General features: G+C 34.3%; 21 protein-coding genes and 1 riboswitch. Of the genes, 16 read left to right on the forward strand and 5 right to left on the reverse strand.

From position 1 onward, the window contains the following. The first annotated feature begins 17 nt into the window (after positions 1–17). The 3 genes from WAX78_RS12695 to cbpA all read left to right on the forward strand — a co-directional run bounded on the left by WAX78_RS12695 (position 18) and on the right by cbpA (position 1,712). Positions 18–140 (forward strand): hypothetical protein, encoded by a 123-nt coding sequence (locus tag WAX78_RS12695; protein WP_336482628.1) that lies wholly within the window; start codon positions 18–20, stop codon positions 138–140. A 155-nt stretch (positions 141–295) separates the two neighbouring features. Next, positions 296–925 carry a class II aldolase/adducin family protein gene (locus WAX78_RS12700; RefSeq protein ID WP_336482629.1) on the forward strand — a complete coding sequence of 210 codons (630 nt, stop codon included), beginning with the start codon at positions 296–298 and terminating at the stop codon, positions 923–925. A 160-nt stretch (positions 926–1,085) separates the two neighbouring features. Then, complete coding sequence (cbpA, locus tag WAX78_RS12705; RefSeq protein ID WP_336482630.1) at positions 1,086–1,712, forward strand: cyclic di-AMP binding protein CbpA; 627 nt, start codon at positions 1,086–1,088, stop codon at positions 1,710–1,712. 26 nt (positions 1,713–1,738) lie between these two features. Here the strand turns inward: cbpA and WAX78_RS12710 are convergent, their stop codons facing one another. Next, a complete protein-coding gene (locus WAX78_RS12710; protein ID WP_336482631.1) occupies positions 1,739–2,512 on the reverse strand; it encodes a divergent polysaccharide deacetylase family protein in 774 nt (257 codons plus the stop codon). Positions 2,513–3,026: 514 nt separating this feature from the next. Between WAX78_RS12710 and WAX78_RS12715 the strand changes: the two genes are divergently transcribed. Continuing rightward, positions 3,027–3,308, forward strand: coding sequence for an aspartyl-phosphate phosphatase Spo0E family protein (locus WAX78_RS12715; protein WP_336482632.1), 282 nt, complete (start codon positions 3,027–3,029; stop codon positions 3,306–3,308). A 26-nt stretch (positions 3,309–3,334) separates the two neighbouring features. On the opposite strand, the gene WAX78_RS12720 is transcribed toward WAX78_RS12715, so the two are convergent. Then, the gene (locus tag WAX78_RS12720; protein WP_336482633.1) at positions 3,335–4,831 is read right to left on the reverse strand and encodes an ATP-binding protein; all 1,497 of its coding nucleotides are present in this window, start codon (positions 4,829–4,831) and stop codon (positions 3,335–3,337) included. 174 nt (positions 4,832–5,005) lie between these two features. Here WAX78_RS12720 and WAX78_RS12725 point away from each other — a divergent pair, with 174 nt between their 5' ends. The 4 genes from WAX78_RS12725 (at position 5,006) to WAX78_RS12740 (ending at position 8,402) form a co-directional block, all read left to right on the forward strand. Further along, a complete protein-coding gene (locus WAX78_RS12725; RefSeq protein ID WP_336482634.1) occupies positions 5,006–5,452 on the forward strand; it encodes a MarR family winged helix-turn-helix transcriptional regulator in 447 nt (148 codons plus the stop codon). Between the two features lie 275 nt (positions 5,453–5,727). After that, positions 5,728–7,422, forward strand: coding sequence for a M3 family oligoendopeptidase (locus WAX78_RS12730; protein WP_336482635.1), 1,695 nt, complete (start codon positions 5,728–5,730; stop codon positions 7,420–7,422). 138 nt (positions 7,423–7,560) lie between these two features. Further along, a complete protein-coding gene (locus WAX78_RS12735) occupies positions 7,561–8,094 on the forward strand; it encodes a DinB family protein (RefSeq protein WP_336482636.1) in 534 nt (177 codons plus the stop codon). A gap of 191 nt (positions 8,095–8,285) precedes the next feature. Continuing rightward, positions 8,286–8,402: a DUF6254 family protein gene (locus WAX78_RS12740; protein ID WP_090915292.1), complete on the forward strand. Its 117-nt coding sequence runs from the start codon at positions 8,286–8,288 to the stop codon at positions 8,400–8,402. Positions 8,403–8,412: 10 nt separating this feature from the next. Here WAX78_RS12740 and WAX78_RS12745 read toward each other — a convergent pair whose 3' ends face one another. After that, a complete protein-coding gene (locus tag WAX78_RS12745) occupies positions 8,413–9,621 on the reverse strand; it encodes an ATP-binding protein (RefSeq protein WP_336482637.1) in 1,209 nt (402 codons plus the stop codon). A gap of 234 nt (positions 9,622–9,855) precedes the next feature. Next, positions 9,856–9,899: riboswitch (PreQ1 riboswitch) on the forward strand. Between the two features lie 94 nt (positions 9,900–9,993). Between WAX78_RS12745 and queC the strand changes: the two genes are divergently transcribed. The 4 genes from queC to queF are packed head-to-tail and all read left to right on the forward strand — an operon-like array spanning position 9,994 to position 12,387. After that, on the forward strand, positions 9,994–10,656 hold the full coding sequence (gene queC, locus WAX78_RS12750) for a 7-cyano-7-deazaguanine synthase QueC (protein ID WP_020061893.1): 663 nt from the start codon (positions 9,994–9,996) through the stop codon (positions 10,654–10,656). Further along, a complete protein-coding gene (queD, locus tag WAX78_RS12755) occupies positions 10,656–11,150 on the forward strand; it encodes a 6-carboxytetrahydropterin synthase QueD (RefSeq protein WP_336482638.1) in 495 nt (164 codons plus the stop codon). The genes queC and queD overlap by 1 nt, the downstream gene beginning before the upstream one ends. Continuing rightward, positions 11,143–11,859: a 7-carboxy-7-deazaguanine synthase QueE gene (gene queE / locus WAX78_RS12760; RefSeq protein ID WP_336482639.1), complete on the forward strand. Its 717-nt coding sequence runs from the start codon at positions 11,143–11,145 to the stop codon at positions 11,857–11,859. Before queD ends, queE begins: the two co-directional genes overlap by 8 nt. Before the next feature lie 30 nt (positions 11,860–11,889). After that, on the forward strand, positions 11,890–12,387 hold the full coding sequence (gene queF / locus WAX78_RS12765; protein WP_035435424.1) for a preQ(1) synthase: 498 nt from the start codon (positions 11,890–11,892) through the stop codon (positions 12,385–12,387). Positions 12,388–12,433: 46 nt separating this feature from the next. Here queF and WAX78_RS12770 read toward each other — a convergent pair whose 3' ends face one another. After that, on the reverse strand, positions 12,434–12,619 hold the full coding sequence (locus tag WAX78_RS12770) for a YkvS family protein (RefSeq protein WP_336482640.1): 186 nt from the start codon (positions 12,617–12,619) through the stop codon (positions 12,434–12,436). A gap of 250 nt (positions 12,620–12,869) precedes the next feature. Here WAX78_RS12770 and WAX78_RS12775 point away from each other — a divergent pair, with 250 nt between their 5' ends. Both WAX78_RS12775 and WAX78_RS12780 read left to right on the forward strand, forming a co-directional pair. After that, positions 12,870–13,028 (forward strand): hypothetical protein, encoded by a 159-nt coding sequence (locus tag WAX78_RS12775; protein ID WP_336482641.1) that lies wholly within the window; start codon positions 12,870–12,872, stop codon positions 13,026–13,028. A gap of 58 nt (positions 13,029–13,086) precedes the next feature. After that, positions 13,087–13,686, forward strand: coding sequence for a histidine phosphatase family protein (locus tag WAX78_RS12780; protein WP_336482642.1), 600 nt, complete (start codon positions 13,087–13,089; stop codon positions 13,684–13,686). 70 nt (positions 13,687–13,756) lie between these two features. Here WAX78_RS12780 and WAX78_RS12785 read toward each other — a convergent pair whose 3' ends face one another. Next, on the reverse strand, positions 13,757–14,314 hold the full coding sequence (locus tag WAX78_RS12785) for a GNAT family N-acetyltransferase (protein ID WP_336482643.1): 558 nt from the start codon (positions 14,312–14,314) through the stop codon (positions 13,757–13,759). A 170-nt stretch (positions 14,315–14,484) separates the two neighbouring features. Between WAX78_RS12785 and WAX78_RS12790 the strand changes: the two genes are divergently transcribed. Then, on the forward strand, positions 14,485–14,679 hold the full coding sequence (locus WAX78_RS12790) for an abortive phage infection protein (protein WP_336482644.1): 195 nt from the start codon (positions 14,485–14,487) through the stop codon (positions 14,677–14,679). A 144-nt stretch (positions 14,680–14,823) separates the two neighbouring features. After that, on the forward strand, positions 14,824–15,138 hold the full coding sequence (locus tag WAX78_RS12795; RefSeq protein ID WP_336482645.1) for a hypothetical protein: 315 nt from the start codon (positions 14,824–14,826) through the stop codon (positions 15,136–15,138). Positions 15,139–15,245 lie beyond the last annotated feature (107 nt).

The following is a 15,245-nucleotide window of genomic DNA, read 5'->3' on the forward strand; positions in this document are numbered from 1 at the left end:
GAAAGAAGGGGGAAGAGGTGAGTAACAGATTGCGTGAGAAGATAATAATATATGCACATGTACTACAAAAACTACGCATTATTAATGAACAAGAGAAGAATGCCATACTACAAATTATGATGAACAAAAGAGCCTTATAGCAGGGCTCTTTTTATTTGGATAAAGTTTATGGAACATGGCAAAAGCGTATTGACAAAAAAGATTTCTCGTGTGATAATTCAATTAAATTTTGCGAATTATCAAAAAATATCGCCTTTTACATAGAAACAGAAGATAACAATACGGGGGTGACAATATGTTATTATTTTTAAAGAAATGGAAAGAATTACGGGATATTAAGATGGAATTGGCTCTTCGTGATTGGTTTTATGGGACAAAAATTAGCTTATCAATGCGTACGTCTAAAGATCCGCTTACATTTTTAGTTAATATAGAAGGGAAAGATAAAGGATTATTTGCGGAAGATGATTTTATTGTAGTCAATAGTACGTGTGAACCAGTATTTGCGATTGATGAGAAACCAGCTTCAGAGTCATTTATGCATGCAGATATTTATAAGAAAAGTCAGGCAGAATGCATTTTACAAGTACAAACAGTTGATAGTCATTTAATGTCTGAGTTATATGGGAAAGAAGGAGAAGTAACGTTTGAACAAAGAAATGTAGAACGTGTTTTTGGTAAGGAGGGTATTACAGGTATTACAATTCCAATTGTAGAAAATGAAAGTAAATTTGCGAATTTGTTAGAAGAGAGTGTGCCTTGCTTTACCGAGGGTGGCGGAGCTGTGCTTGTTCATAATTACGGATTAATTGTATGGGGAACAACGCCAGAAGAAACGAAAAAATGGTTAGAAGGATTAGAGTACTTAATGAATTATCATGTGAAACTGTTAATGATTAAAGGAACGAAAAGCTCAGTTATTTAATTGAAAGTCTTCTTTAGGTAGAAATGCCTAAAGAGGAGTGGGATAAGGTACAAAGTAACCTTAAAAATGAAAGCGTTTTTATAAATGAATTTTTACTCATAAAATATGGCTCTCCTTATTATATATAGATTACATGTCGTCATGTGGGGAGGAACGTATTTTGCGAGTTAAATATCATTTTCTTCCAAAGCAACAAGTTGTGACTTGTTCAGAGAGTGAAGATGTAGAACGGGCGTTAGAGATAATGGATCGTTGTGGATATAGAGCGATTCCTGTCTTAACAGAGGATGGTAAGACTTTCAAAGGTATTATTTATAAAGTGGATATGTTAGAGAATAAATGTAGGGAGAAAGAAGGAAGCAAAGAAAGAGTTTCGGAGCTAATGGATAATGAGCAAGCATTTATTTTTGAGCGTGATTCTTTCTTCCGAGCTTTTTATACAATTCGTCGACTGCCATTTCTAGCGGTACTAAATGATTACCATGAGTTTGTGGGCATTTTAACACATTCTAATATTTTTGATGTGATTGAAGACTCATTTGGAATGAATACAGGTGGGTATATATTAACGATAGCGACGCATGAATCTAAAGGAATCATTAAAGAGCTTGGCACATTATTAAAGTCTTATAATATCGGTGGTTTATTTACGTTAGATAATGGTGATCAATATATAAGGCGTGTTATTGTTAATCTTACAGAGGATTTAAACCAAAAAGAGCTAGAAGCATTAGTGGCGAGATTAGAGAAAAAAGGTTTTCGAGTCAGTCATGTAGACCGTATTTAGAAATAGAGAGAGGCTTCTGCCTCTCTCTATTTTTGTGAAGAAACAGGTGGCGCTGGTGAGACAAGATCAGATAAGAAGATGAAATCAGCCTTTTCTTGAATTTTTGGAATATAAGACTGGATGACGGAAGAGGTAATTTCACCTGGTGGCCCAACATGACCAATAGCTACCATAACAGGTTCTTTTTCTATTTTCTTCAAAAGAGAATTTGCTTGTTTTGTTACGTGAGAAGAAGTATATACATCATCAAAAAATAGCTTGTTTTCTACAGTAGGCACACCAATTTCTTCAGCAACTTTTTTTACAACGCTGTTTGGGCTTGTTTTACTATCTAAATAAAAGAGACCATGTTCTTTACAAACGGATAGTATAATACGCATCACTCTTTCATCAGCAGTTGCTTTTGAACCCATATGATTATTCATTCCAATTGCAAATGGAACTTCTTCAATTGCTTGTTTGACACGACTTCTAATTTCATCATCACTTAAGTCTGTTGTAATAGCTTTTGGACCAAGCCATTCTTTTTTTCCTTTTATAGGCTCCATTGGCATATGTATAATAACTTCGTGTCCTTTTTGATGAGCTGATCTTGCATCTTGTTTTGTAGATGGAAGAAATGGCATAACTGCAACGGTTAACGGGATAGGAAGAGATAACATTTTTTCCGTTCCCTTCATATTATTTCCAAAGTCATCAATGACAATTGCTACTTTATTTGTATGAGCGTAGGTCGGTACAGAAAAGGTTATGATTGGCAGTAGCGCCGTAAGTAAAAAGGTAACAATATATTTTCGCATGTAAGATTCTCCCTTCTTAATAACAAAACACCCATCAATAGACGAGAGATTGTTCATTTTCGGTTTAAATGAATAGAATGAAGCTACCATTAGTAGATGGGGGATCTCATCAGCTGATGGTTTTCTCATTTATATTCTTTAATTTCTCATAGTCTTGAGACGGGGGCTTACTCTCCGCGAATAGCCGGATAAATGATAATCTACTGTTATCGTTTACGTTTTGAAGTAATTTAACCGCACAAAATGTCGAAAATGCAATTGTGAAAAAGAGGAAAAATTATAATTAAGAGGGGTTTCAACTAAAATAAAACAAAAAAAATGTCTATTATTGCGAATGTATTTACAAAGATAGAATAATTTGTAATAATTCTCAAGGTGAGGATAAAGATTTGTAAATTACAGGGAGAAAATGTTTAATTTTCTGAACGTTCACACTTGATGGAAAAGAAACAGAAAATTCCATTTTTAATAAGAGAGGAATACAGATTACGGAATAATATCGAGGGGGATACGTATGTTTGTAGCAAAAAGGAAATCTACATTGGACAAGCTTTTACGCGATATTGATGTGAAGCGCGAAGAAATGATTCACTTAGGGCTTATAAATGGACTTAATAGCCTAGAGACAGTTCAAGTAAGTCAAGAATTGGACATGCTTATTATGAAATATCAACGTTACAAAGAGAATAAAGTATCGAAATGGTTTTTAATGTTAAAAGCGCCAGTTTTTAAAACGTCAAACAATGTGAGATCGAATATGTTTTGGAGAATGTTTATTACAGCATTTATGAAATAATCATCCCTGTATAGAAAAAGGGATGATTATTGTGAATGGAGCGGGAGTGTAATGCATACAGTTGTTCCTATATGTTCTTTGCTTTTAATCGTAATTTGACCATTGTACATTTCAACGATTCTTTTGCATACGACAAGGCCTAGTCCTGTTCCTGTATCTTTGTTTGTAAAAAATGGATGAAAAATATGTTTTTGGATGTGTTCTGGAATTCCTTTCCCTGTGTCTATAATACGTAATTGAGCTATATTTCCGCTTGCTTCGGCTATAATTGTCAATGTATCACCTAATGTCATTGCATCAAAAGCATTTTTTGTAATATTTAAAATAACTTGTTTGATATGATCAGTTGAGCAACGAATAAGAATTGGATGTTCTGGCATATGTATGGAAATTTGAACGTTATGTAAATTTGCCTCAGATTGGATAATTAACGAAACTTCTTTTACAATGTCTCTTAAATCGTATGTTTTTTCAATAATAGCAGTTGGTTTTCCAAGGATAAGGAATTCACTGGCAATTTCATTAATCCTCTCAATTTCTTGTTCAATAACTGAGAAATAAAATTGGTCTTGTTCATTTGTATGTTTTTCTTTTAAAAGAGCGACAAGTCCTTTAATGCCTGTAAGAGGATTGCGAATTTCGTGAGCTGTACTTGCAGCAAGAGAGCCAACTAATTCCATTTTTTGTACTTCATTTTGCTTTCTTTCCAATTTTGTTTGTCTTTTCAGAAGCATATACTTTACAACTAAAAATAAAATGTTCATAAGAAATAATGTTATTAAACATTCCGTAAAGACGTTCCGGTATAGAATATTTTGTTGAATAGGTAACGGATAAATAGAAACGCTCCACGGTAATCTTGTTAATGGAACAGTAATTTGTTGTGTGTTTTTTTGAGCAAATTTGTGATCATCATCTTGTAAAAATGTAATTCCCTGCTTATCAAGCACTTCAAAATGGTATTTTGGTTTGATTGCATTTAAAGATGCTGCAATATAGTCAAATCGTAAACTTGCTACGAGTAGTCCGGAAACCTCTTTATTCTTTTTGAGAACAGGAGTAGCAATCGCAATGACCTGATGTCCAGAAACACGATCAGTAATTGCAGATGAAACTGTGGTCCGTTTATTTTTCAAAGCCTCTTGTGCATAAGAACGATCGGCGATATCAAAGCTTCTTTTTAAACTGGATGATGCTACTGTAATTTTATAATCTGTATTCGCATAATACAGACCAGAATAGCGAGGGTCTCTTTCATCTGTACTTTGTAGGACTTGTTGGATTTGATTAATATCTTTCGTTTTTGTGCTAATAACCATAGTAAGCATTTCTAATGCAGATGTTGCTTCTCCTAAATAACGATCTAAATAGTCTCTATATAAAAATACGACTTTATGAGCTGCCTGTTTATTTTCGCGCTGCATTGTATATTTGTGGTATGAAAAAAAGAGAGCGCTAATACAAAGAGTTGGCAATATAACAAACAAAATATATAAAAATGTGTTGCGTAGTTTTACGTTCAAAATTGCTAACTCCTTCTGTTTTTTATTTTCATTATATATAAACATTCTTAAATATGCAGTGCTTTTATATTTTTTTATTATTTTTTATTGTAATATATTGAAACAAGACGGTGTTTTTGAAATTTGATATAATATCGCTATTTGAAAAGAAATTTAGTAAAGGATTGAAGAGTTATGACATCTCAGTATGAGAGAGAAAATGTTTCCAAATCATTAAAAGTATTTATCGCTTTATCGCGCGTACACCGCTCGGTTATGGATACTACCAATAAATCTATTCAAAGTAACGGGTTAAATCCAACAGAGTTTGCAGTGCTAGAACTGTTATATCATAAGGGAGATCAACCATTGCAACAAATTGGTGAAAGAATTTTAATTGCAAGCGGCAGTATTACGTATGTTGTTGATAAATTAGAAAAAAAAGGACTTGTAGAGCGAAAGCCTTGTCCAAATGATCGGCGTGTCATTTATGCTCATTTAACTGAATCAGGGCTGCAATTGATTTCCAATATTTTTCCGAATCATGAAAAAGTCATACATGAATCATTCCATATGTTAAACAAGGATGAGAAAGATCAACTATTAACGTTGTTAAAGAAGATAGGGAAATATGAGAAATAATAAAGGGTTTTGTAAGCTTTGAATGCACAGTTCAAAGTTTTTTTATTTATCCCGCTATTTGCGGGCAGTAAGCCCTCCACTGATGATTAGTTATATCTTATTTCTTACTTAATGAATAATAGTATAGAATTTTCAATGTATCCCAAGTTTAAAATTAAAATGTATGAATTTAAAAATGTATGTAGGATGAATTTTGCTGTTCAATAAAGGGGATTTGCAAAATATATGGAATAATAGTACGAGAATGCTTTTTAGAAGAGAAAGGGGCTATTTACATGGCATTTGAAAGTTATGAGTACAAACGTCCAAATATGGATGAAGTGAAAGAAAGATTTACAGAAGCTTTGCAGCAGTTCAAGAGTGTAAAAACAGTGGAGGAACAAAAGAAAGTAATTGCACATATTAATGCAATTCGCAATGATTTCAGCACTATGTATAACGTATGTTATATTCGTCACAGTATAGATACGACGGACGAATTCTATAAAGAAGAACAAGATTTCTTTGATGAGTATTCTCCAATTGTAAAAGGATATGTGACAAAATATTACGAGGCATTAACACAATCTCCATTTCGAAAACAATTAGAAGAATATTATGGTACGCAGCTTTTTGCACTTGCAGAGGCTGAAATGAAGACATATTCCGATGACGTGGTAGCAGATTTACAGTTAGAAAATAAATTATCTTCTCAATATACACAGTTATTAGCAGCAGCTAAAATTTTGTTTGAAGGAGAAGAGCGAACATTATCGCAACTTGTCCCGTTTATGCAGCATACAAATCGTAATATGCGTAAACAAGCAAGTGAGGCATATTATGGTTTTTTAGCAGAGCATGAAGAAGAGTTAGATCATATTTATGATGAACTTGTAAAAGTAAGAACGACAATTGCGAAGAAACTGGGCTTTAACAATTTTGTAGAACTTGGATATGCAAGAATGTATCGTACTGACTATAATGCAGAGATGGTTGCAAATTTCCGTAAGCAAGTGCTTGATTATATTGTTCCTGTTGCAACAGAGCTTAGACAAAGGCAAAAGGCACGCATTGGGGTAGAGAAGCTTGCGTATTATGATGAGAACTTTGAATACGCATCTGGTAACGCTGTACCAAAAGGTGATGCGGATTGGATTGTGAATCACGGAAAAACAATGTATAAAGAACTATCAGAAGAAACAAATGAATTTTTTAACTTTATGTTAGAAAATAATTTACTTGATCTTGTTGCAAAAAAAGGAAAAGCTGGCGGAGGCTATTGTACATATATTGAAAACTATAAAGCACCTTTTATTTTCTCAAATTTTAATGGAACGTCTGGTGATATTGATGTGTTAACGCACGAAGCAGGACATGCTTTCCAAGTATATGAAAGCCGCCATTATGAAATTCCAGAGTATAATTGGCCGACGTATGAGGCATGTGAAATTCATTCTATGAGCATGGAGTTTTTCACATGGCCGTGGATGAAATTATTCTTTGAAGAAGGTACGGAGAAATATTACTTCTCACACTTAAGTTCGGCTTTACTATTTTTACCATATGGTGTATCTGTTGATGAATTCCAGCATTTTGTATATGAGCATCCAGACGCGTCACCAGCTGAGCGTAAAGCAGCTTGGCGTGATATTGAAAGAAAGTACTTACCGCACCGTGATTATGAAGAAAATGATTATTTAGAGCGCGGAGGCTTTTGGCAACGTCAAGCGCATATTTATAATTCACCATTTTATTATATTGATTATACGTTAGCGCAAATTTGTGCGCTTCAATTTTGGAAACGCTCTAGAGAGAATCGTCAAGAAGCATGGGAAGATTATGTTCACCTTTGTCGTCAAGGCGGAAGTAAATCATTTTTACGATTAGTTGAAACGGCAAATTTAATCTCTCCGTTTGCTGATGGATGTGTGAAGGGTGTCATCGATGAAATTCATGCGTGGTTAGATGAAGTAGATGACACAAAATTGTAAAAAATATACACTGTTTTTTATGAATTTACAATCGACACATGTTTGGAAAAATGAGATAATAAAAGAAAATTTAGAATAATTAAAAAGAGGTGTTTCTTTGAAGAAGCGCCTCTTTTTAACCAAATAGGGGGGAGAAATATGGTGCAATCTTATGCAAATATGAATATGGAGACGTTGTTACGAGGAATGTCGTCTACAAGACAGATGCTTTTATCAGAAATTGAAATGTTAACAGATACAGAAATTAACACGAAGCCACGCCGTGATAAATGGAGCATAATGCAAGTTTTACATCACCTTCATCTAGTTGAACAATCTGTTACATCCGCAATTGTATATGCACTTCATAAAAACGAAAGAAAAGTTGTTCCACTACAAGACCTTCAACTTACACTCGATCGAACAAGAAAGAGAGAAGCCCCTCAGCAAATGCAACCAACGGAAACGATAATGAAAAAAGCACAAATGATTCAATTGCTGCAAAGTTCAAGAGAAAAGCTCTTGCATGTTCTTCATAGCATTGTTAATGAAAAAGAACTATTTGAAAAATCGCTTAAACACCCTATATTTGATGAGCTTAATTTATATCAATGGGTACAATTCTTAGATTTACATGAACAACGTCATCTTACACAGTTGAAAGAAGCGAAACATTCAATTTTGCAAAGATAAAGTGAAACTTCCATCAAGTGGGATGAGCTTCATTCTCCACTGATGGAAGTTTTTTATGAAGTATTTAGGGTGGCAGGTGACATGCACCACTATTATTTCAATTTCCATGAGTTTTGTATCATCTCATGTATGTATATTCCTACTTTATATGTCGGAACATATATAAGGACATCTTAAAAGGAGTTGAAATAATGGGAAATAAAAAACGGGAGCAAGAACGACAATGGAAAGCGCGAAAAGAACATCAACAGCCGCATGGGAAAGTGAAGACTTTTGCAGAACTTGTGGATGAAACGAAAAAAACGTGATGCAGTTGCATCACGTTTTTTCTATTAAAGGAAATGTAAGAAGGAAAGACGTTCCAACATTTTTCTTACTAGATATTTTAATTTTTCCGTTCATTGCTTTTATGACACTAAACACAACCATCATTCCAAGACCTGTTCCCTTTTCTTTTGTAGAGTAAAAAGGGGAACCGAGGCGTTTTATTTGTTCATTGTTCATACCAATTCCGGTATCTTGAATATGTAATTGGATGTGTTTATGAGCGGGTGTTAAGGTAAATGTAAGGTCTCCACCGTTTGGCATCGCTTCAATGCAATTTTTTACAATGTTTAAAAGGCATTGATTAAGCTTGTGTTTTTCTCCCGTTATGTAAAATATTTTACTTTGTTTCGTATAATGAATACGAACGTTAGAAAGGTTCGCTAATGGTGTCATGAGCGTAAGAACGTGAAGTAATTCTTCTTCTAACTGTAACGTTTGTACTTTTTCAATACTTGGTTTTGCGAATGTTAAATAGTCTGTTAATACATGGTTAGCCTGATCAATACCGTGTATAGCGATGTCTAAGTACAACAGTTTGTCTTGTTCTGTGTAGTTTTTCGATTGTAGCAATTGAAGAAATCCTCTTGTTGATGTAAGAGGGTTTCGAATTTCATGTGAAATTGAAGCCGCCATCTCACCAATCAATTGAAATTTCTCGGCGTTCACAAGTTCTTTTGCAAGACGAACTTGCGATTGTAATACGTCCATTAAGTATAAAATTAAAATCGTTCCTATGATTGTGCATAATTCGTATGTAATGATATAAGGTAGATAGTTCTTCGGATTTGGAACTATAGATAAAAAATAAGGAATCCAAACTATGCCATAAATCAGGCTGTAAAAAAAAGCTAAATACATTTTTGGTCGTATTTTTCCTTTTATATATGTTTTGTATGTTGTAATAAGAAAAATATACAAAACGATGGATGCGATAAAAGAAGGGATGACACCGCTGCCGCCAATAAAAAAACGATATAGATTCATAACGCCAAAAATTGTACCGCCTGCTACTGGACCACCGGATAAAGTTCCGACAATTAGCACGATATGTCGGAAGTCGAATTGAAAGCCGAAATCAACTTTTGCAGCAAACGACATACAAACAATAGCGGTAATGCTGCAAGACAGGACAAATACAAGCGAATTGAGCTTCGGAGAGCGATTTCCTTTTTCACTCCAAAATAAATGATAAATTAGCATTGTAACTAGAATAAACAATATATTTAAGAAGAGGTACATAATAAAAAGCTTCAGCTTTAAAACCTCCTTGTAGTGAGAAGTGAAAGATGTGATATATAGAATTATCATACTATTAATATGAAGGAAAATAAAATAATATTTTTAGAAAAAATAGAAAAAACAGACGTTTTTCACTCTTACATCCGCTATGTTACAATGAAAGATGAAAATTGAAGAAGACAGTCCATGCATAGCGTGGGAGAGGTTCGCGAACTCCCTCTATAAAAAACTAAGGAGAGAACAATATTCTTTAGATATTGTTTTGTTTTTTTAGTATGACAGTTCAAGAACGCTCTTTCTTCTTGTAATCGAAAAAAGAGGAGAATGAGTGAAATGAAAAAGGAAAAAGCAGTTGTTGTTTTTAGTGGCGGTCAAGATAGTACAACATGTTTATTTTGGGCGCTTGAACAGTTTGAAGAAGTAGAAACAGTGACGTTTAATTATAATCAACGTCATAAGCTCGAAATTGACTGTGCAGCAGAAATCGCAAAAGAGTTAGGTGTGAAACATACTGTACTTGATATGAGCCTGTTAAATCAGCTCGCTCCTAATGCGTTAACACGTACAGATATGGAAATAACACATGAAGATGGCGAGTTGCCGTCGACATTTGTGGATGGACGTAATTTATTGTTTTTATCGTTTGCGGCTGTGTTAGCTAAACAAGTAGGGGCACGCCATATCGTAACAGGTGTGTGTGAGACAGACTTTAGCGGGTATCCAGATTGCCGTGATGTGTTTGTGAAATCGTTAAACGTTACATTAAATTTATCGATGGATTATCCATTCGTTATTCATACACCACTTATGTGGATTGATAAAGCGGAAACGTGGAAATTAGCAGACGAACTTGGGGCATTTGAATTTGTCCGTGAAAAAACGTTAACGTGTTATAACGGAATTATTGGTGATGGTTGCGGTGAATGTCCAGCGTGTCAGCTTCGTAAAGCAGGACTTGATAAATATGTACAAGAGCGTGAAGGAGCGAAAGCATAATGACACAAAACTTCTTTGGATTTCGCATTGTTGAAAATTTACAAAAAATAGATCAGGACATTGAGCGTAAGCAACTGAAGTATCATAATAAGCGTGTTATGGTTAGTAAAGAATTTACGTTTGATGCTGCACATCATCTACACTGTTATGAAGGGAAATGTAAAAACCTTCATGGACATACGTATAAAGTAATTTTCGGAATTAGTGGTTATGTCAATGAAATTGGCTTAGCGATTGATTTTGGTGATATAAAAGAAATTTGGAAAAATGAAATTGAAATATATTTAGATCATCGTTACTTAAATGAAACACTTCCAGCAATGAATACAACTGCTGAAAATATGGTTGTATGGATTTTTGAGAAAATGGAAGAGGCACTAACAAAAGGTGATCGACAAAATGAATATAAAGGAGCGCGTGTTGAGTTTGTGCGCTTATTTGAAACACCAACAAGTTATGCAGAAGTAAGACGGGAGTGGATGATGGGTGAGTAACATTCCTGTATTAGAGATTTTTGGGCCGACAATTCAAGGAGAAGGAATGGTTGTTGGACAAAAAACAATGTTTGTTCGCACAGCAGGTTGTGATTATAGCTGTGCATGGTGTGATTCTGCATTTACATGGGACGGTTCTGCGAAAGAGCAAATTCGTCAAATGTCGCCAGAAGAAATTTTTTCTGAACTTGTGCAAATTGGTGGTGAAAATTTCTCACATGTAACGATTTCAGGTGGGAATCCAGCGTTGTTGAAACATTTAGGAGAATTGATTTCTTTATTAAAAAAGAAAGGGATTCGTACAGCAATTGAAACGCAAGGAAGTAAATGGCAAGATTGGTTACTTCATATAGATGAGGTGACAATCTCACCAAAGCCACCGAGTTCAAAGATGACAACGGATTTTGTTATGTTGGATTCAATCATTGATAAGCTAAGAGGAAAGGAATTTAGTTTAAAAGTGGTTGTATTTGACGATCGAGATTTTGTATACGCAAAAGAGGTGCATGAACGTTATCCGCACGCTCCGTTCTTCTTACAAGTTGGAAATGATGATACGCAGACGACAGATGATACATCGTTAATTCAACGTCTGCTTACAAAATATGAATGGCTCATTGACAAAGCAATGCAATGTAAGGAAATGAATAATGCGAAAGTATTGCCGCAACTTCACGCTTTAGTGTGGGGCAATAAACGCGGTGTATAATTACTGTATGAATGAAGGGAGATTTTTAAGATGACCGGAAGAAAAGATGAAGATTTAAAAGATGTAACATTACTGGGGAATCAAAATACAAAGTATTTATTTGAATATAGCCCGGAAATTTTAGAAACGTTTGATAATAATCATCCAAATCGTGATTATTTTGTAAAATTTAATTGTCCGGAGTTTACAAGCTTATGCCCGAAAACAGGACAACCAGATTTTGCGACAATCTACATTAGCTACATTCCAGAGCAAAAAATGGTAGAGAGTAAATCGTTAAAGTTATATTTATTCAGTTTCCGTAATCATGGAGATTTTCACGAAGATTGCATGAATGTAATTATGAATGACTTAATCAAACTAATGGATCCACGCTACATCGAAGTATGGGGTAAATTTACACCACGTGGTGGTATTTCTATTGATCCATATTGTAACTATGGACGCCCTGGCACGAAATATGAAAAAATGGCTGAATATCGTTTAATGAATCATGATTTATATCCAGAAACAGTAGATAATCGATAAAGGAAAAAGAGGCAGCTTTGTAGGCTGTCTCTTCTTTTCTAGTATTTTATACATGTTGCGTAATAATTGTATAGTTTTTATGATTGACAACAGTAAGCGGTTCCATATCTAACTCTCTAAAATTATCCATAATTGTTATATCTACAATAACAGAGTTTTTATTTACTTTTTGAACGCGCCCTTGTAAACCGTCTTTGAATTCAATGATATCTCCAGCTTCCGCGATTTTCATAAGCAACTCTCCTTGTTACATTTTTACGAAAAAGAGAACAAGATTCGTTCTTTTTGTATTTTTCTTTATTTTGAACGATATTTCATCTTTTGTAAATGTTTCCATGCTATTTTTTTGAAAAAAATACTAATTTTTCACAAGAATTTCATAGTAAGAAACTTATATTCATATTTGTAACATGAATGTAAGGAACTCATATTTATAATTGTAAGATGAATATATGGGAGTATAATGAAACGGGGGCGATAAAATGGAACTTGAGATTGTGGGGAGCTTGATAGCTATTATTTTATTTCTGTTTGCATATACGAAATTAAAAATGATTCGAGAACATGGAACATACATATACTATGAGGGAGTTGATAGTGTATCTTCTTTTTCTAGCCATGAAGATGGGAGTACTGAATGAGACACACATGGATTTGTAATAATATAATGTGAAACATGTTGAACGGAGAGTGAGAAAGATGCAAATTTCTTTCATAAATCATGGACGCTCTAGTGTTCACAAAAAAGCGATGACAGTACGAGAATTTCAAGAATGGCTGCAAAGATATGAGAATGAAGATATTATGAAAGACATAGACATTCCAAGTAAAACGCTCGAAGTCATTGAAGCTTCCAAGTTTATAGTGGCAAGTGATCAAAAAAGAGCTGTTCAATCAGCAACAATGTTGACTAATAATATTATTTTTATACAGAATCCACTTTTTCGTGAAGCTGCTGTTCCTTCTATTTTACCTGTGCCAAAATGGATAAAATGTAAACCGAAAGTATGGATATCTTTAGGGCGCGCATTTTGGATGATCGGTTATTCGAAGGATGTTGAATCATACTCAGAAGTACAAGAAAGAGCGAAGCAAGCAGCGGATGTATTAGTTGGATATGCAAACGTATATCAGCGAGTTGCCCTTATTGGACATAGTTATTTTAATGTGATGATTGGTAAGGAGCTGCGTACCCGAGGATGGCATGGACCGCTGCTGCTTCAGACGAAACCGTGGGGGTGTACAATTTATACTTTTCGCGAAGTAATGGAAGGAAATATATTTGTAACGTATACATAAAATAAAATAGACATAATGCTTCGTGTATAATAGAAAGGCACAATCATTATTTAGTGATTGTGCCTTTCTATTATACACACTTAACTAAATGAGCATATGGTTCGCCTACAAGCATAATTGTGTTATCTTGTTTATAACCAAGCTTTTTATAGAGAGAAAATGCAGGCTTATTTTCTAGATTTACTAACAATGAAACTTTTTCATGCCCTTTTTCTTTGGCGTGTGTTTCAGCAGCAAGAATTAAATTTGAACCGATACCTTGTCCGCCATATGTGGATGAAACAGACAAGGTATCAATATAATATTCATCTTCTTCGGCTTCTTTTTCTAATATAATAGAAGAATCTTGTTTCATTTTTCGTAATCGTTTTACAATTGGGGCATCTAGCTTTGTTGCTTCACTTCCATGGTAGGTTATAATAACGCCAACTGCATCTCCATCACGCTCTGCAACGAAACAATTTTCATAGCTGAGTCGGTTGTGTTTTTTTGTAAACCAATACTCTAAACCTTCTAGAACTTCGGTTTCAGTTGTACCACCTGTTAATTTTTCAGCAACTTCATGCAGTGCGTTGTACAATAAAGGAGATATTGCTTTAGTATCTGTTTGTTTTGCTTTCCGAATCATGTTATCCCTCCTGGTTGTCCATTTTATTGTATCATAAAATGGAACTTCTATCAGTGGTGGGGTCTTACTGCACGCAAATAGCGGGATAATTTGTTAACTGTATTAGAAAAGTGTATTGTCGATATTTGGGAAAAATCGTAAAATAAAAGTAATACAGAGAGGTGAACTGTATGGATAAACAACAAGTAAATATGATTTTAGATCAACTTAAAAATAAAGAAATAGAAGAATATGTTGTAATAAAAGAAGTCTTTTATACGTTTCGTGAAGTTTTAGTAGAACGCCAAGATTTTAAACATTTTCGTGGTAACGCACAGCACGGGGGAGAAATTATTTATACGTATATGGAAACACCTCGCTCGTAGGTCAATTATCTGCTACTTAAACGCTAATGAGTTTGGTTGCTAATTAAAACAAGTAAATTTTTTTGAAGTTATTATCTACGTAAAGAAGATAGATATGCGATAATTGCCAAAAAGGGTGAGAGAAAGATAAGGAGAGGAGCTCGTATGGGAGAGTTTAAGCAAGGAATACTTCCGCATTGGGATTATTTTTGGAAAGATGAGGAAGGAAGAAAATTTGTTGGGATGGTTATGTTTCCTGAAAAACGAAAGCGAACGAAGGAGATCATTCAACAACTAAAAACAGCGTATGAACAAGAACAAAATGTGCTTGTAGTAGCTAAATTTCAAAATTCTATTCAAAAAGTTAAAGGTACGATTGCATATTTCGATGAAGAATCACCTATTTTTACGATGCAATGTAAAGATGAAAATTTCTATCATATATTTGTGAAGGACATTGTGCGCGTGGAAAATAATTAATAGGAGTTGTCTTTTGCGCGTGCTTATGTTTAGGATACGCTGCGCATTTTTCTCCTTTTCGTTGTAAATGAAACAGCAATATTTTTAATAGTGTACCAAAAAAGGAT

Origin of the sequence: Bacillus yunxiaonensis, from assembly GCF_037104695.1 — a bacterium.
Lineage (GTDB): Bacteria > Bacillota > Bacilli > Bacillales > Bacillaceae_G > Bacillus_A > Bacillus_A yunxiaonensis.

Coding starts and splice junctions, on each gene's coding strand:
- WAX78_RS12700 (WP_336482629.1), top strand. CDS start 296: ATGTTATTATTTTTAAAGAAATGGAAAGAATTACGGGATATTAAGATG.
- WAX78_RS12785 (WP_336482643.1), bottom strand. CDS start 14,314: ATGATTCGGAAAGCAAAACAAACAGATACTAAAGCAATATCTCCTTTA.
- WAX78_RS12740 (WP_090915292.1), top strand. CDS start 8,286: ATGGGAAATAAAAAACGGGAGCAAGAACGACAATGGAAAGCGCGAAAA.
- WAX78_RS12715 (WP_336482632.1), top strand. CDS start 3,027: ATGTTTGTAGCAAAAAGGAAATCTACATTGGACAAGCTTTTACGCGAT.
- WAX78_RS12795 (WP_336482645.1), top strand. CDS start 14,824: ATGGGAGAGTTTAAGCAAGGAATACTTCCGCATTGGGATTATTTTTGG.
- WAX78_RS12745 (WP_336482637.1), bottom strand. CDS start 9,621: ATGCTAATTTATCATTTATTTTGGAGTGAAAAAGGAAATCGCTCTCCG.
- WAX78_RS12710 (WP_336482631.1), bottom strand. CDS start 2,512: ATGCGAAAATATATTGTTACCTTTTTACTTACGGCGCTACTGCCAATC.
- WAX78_RS12790 (WP_336482644.1), top strand. CDS start 14,485: ATGGATAAACAACAAGTAAATATGATTTTAGATCAACTTAAAAATAAA.
- WAX78_RS12770 (WP_336482640.1), bottom strand. CDS start 12,619: ATGAAAATCGCGGAAGCTGGAGATATCATTGAATTCAAAGACGGTTTA.
- WAX78_RS12780 (WP_336482642.1), top strand. CDS start 13,087: ATGCAAATTTCTTTCATAAATCATGGACGCTCTAGTGTTCACAAAAAA.
- WAX78_RS12775 (WP_336482641.1), top strand. CDS start 12,870: ATGGAACTTGAGATTGTGGGGAGCTTGATAGCTATTATTTTATTTCTG.
- queF (WP_035435424.1), top strand. CDS start 11,890: ATGACCGGAAGAAAAGATGAAGATTTAAAAGATGTAACATTACTGGGG.
- queC (WP_020061893.1), top strand. CDS start 9,994: ATGAAAAAGGAAAAAGCAGTTGTTGTTTTTAGTGGCGGTCAAGATAGT.
- WAX78_RS12730 (WP_336482635.1), top strand. CDS start 5,728: ATGGCATTTGAAAGTTATGAGTACAAACGTCCAAATATGGATGAAGTG.
- WAX78_RS12725 (WP_336482634.1), top strand. CDS start 5,006: ATGACATCTCAGTATGAGAGAGAAAATGTTTCCAAATCATTAAAAGTA.
- queD (WP_336482638.1), top strand. CDS start 10,656: ATGACACAAAACTTCTTTGGATTTCGCATTGTTGAAAATTTACAAAAA.
- WAX78_RS12735 (WP_336482636.1), top strand. CDS start 7,561: ATGGTGCAATCTTATGCAAATATGAATATGGAGACGTTGTTACGAGGA.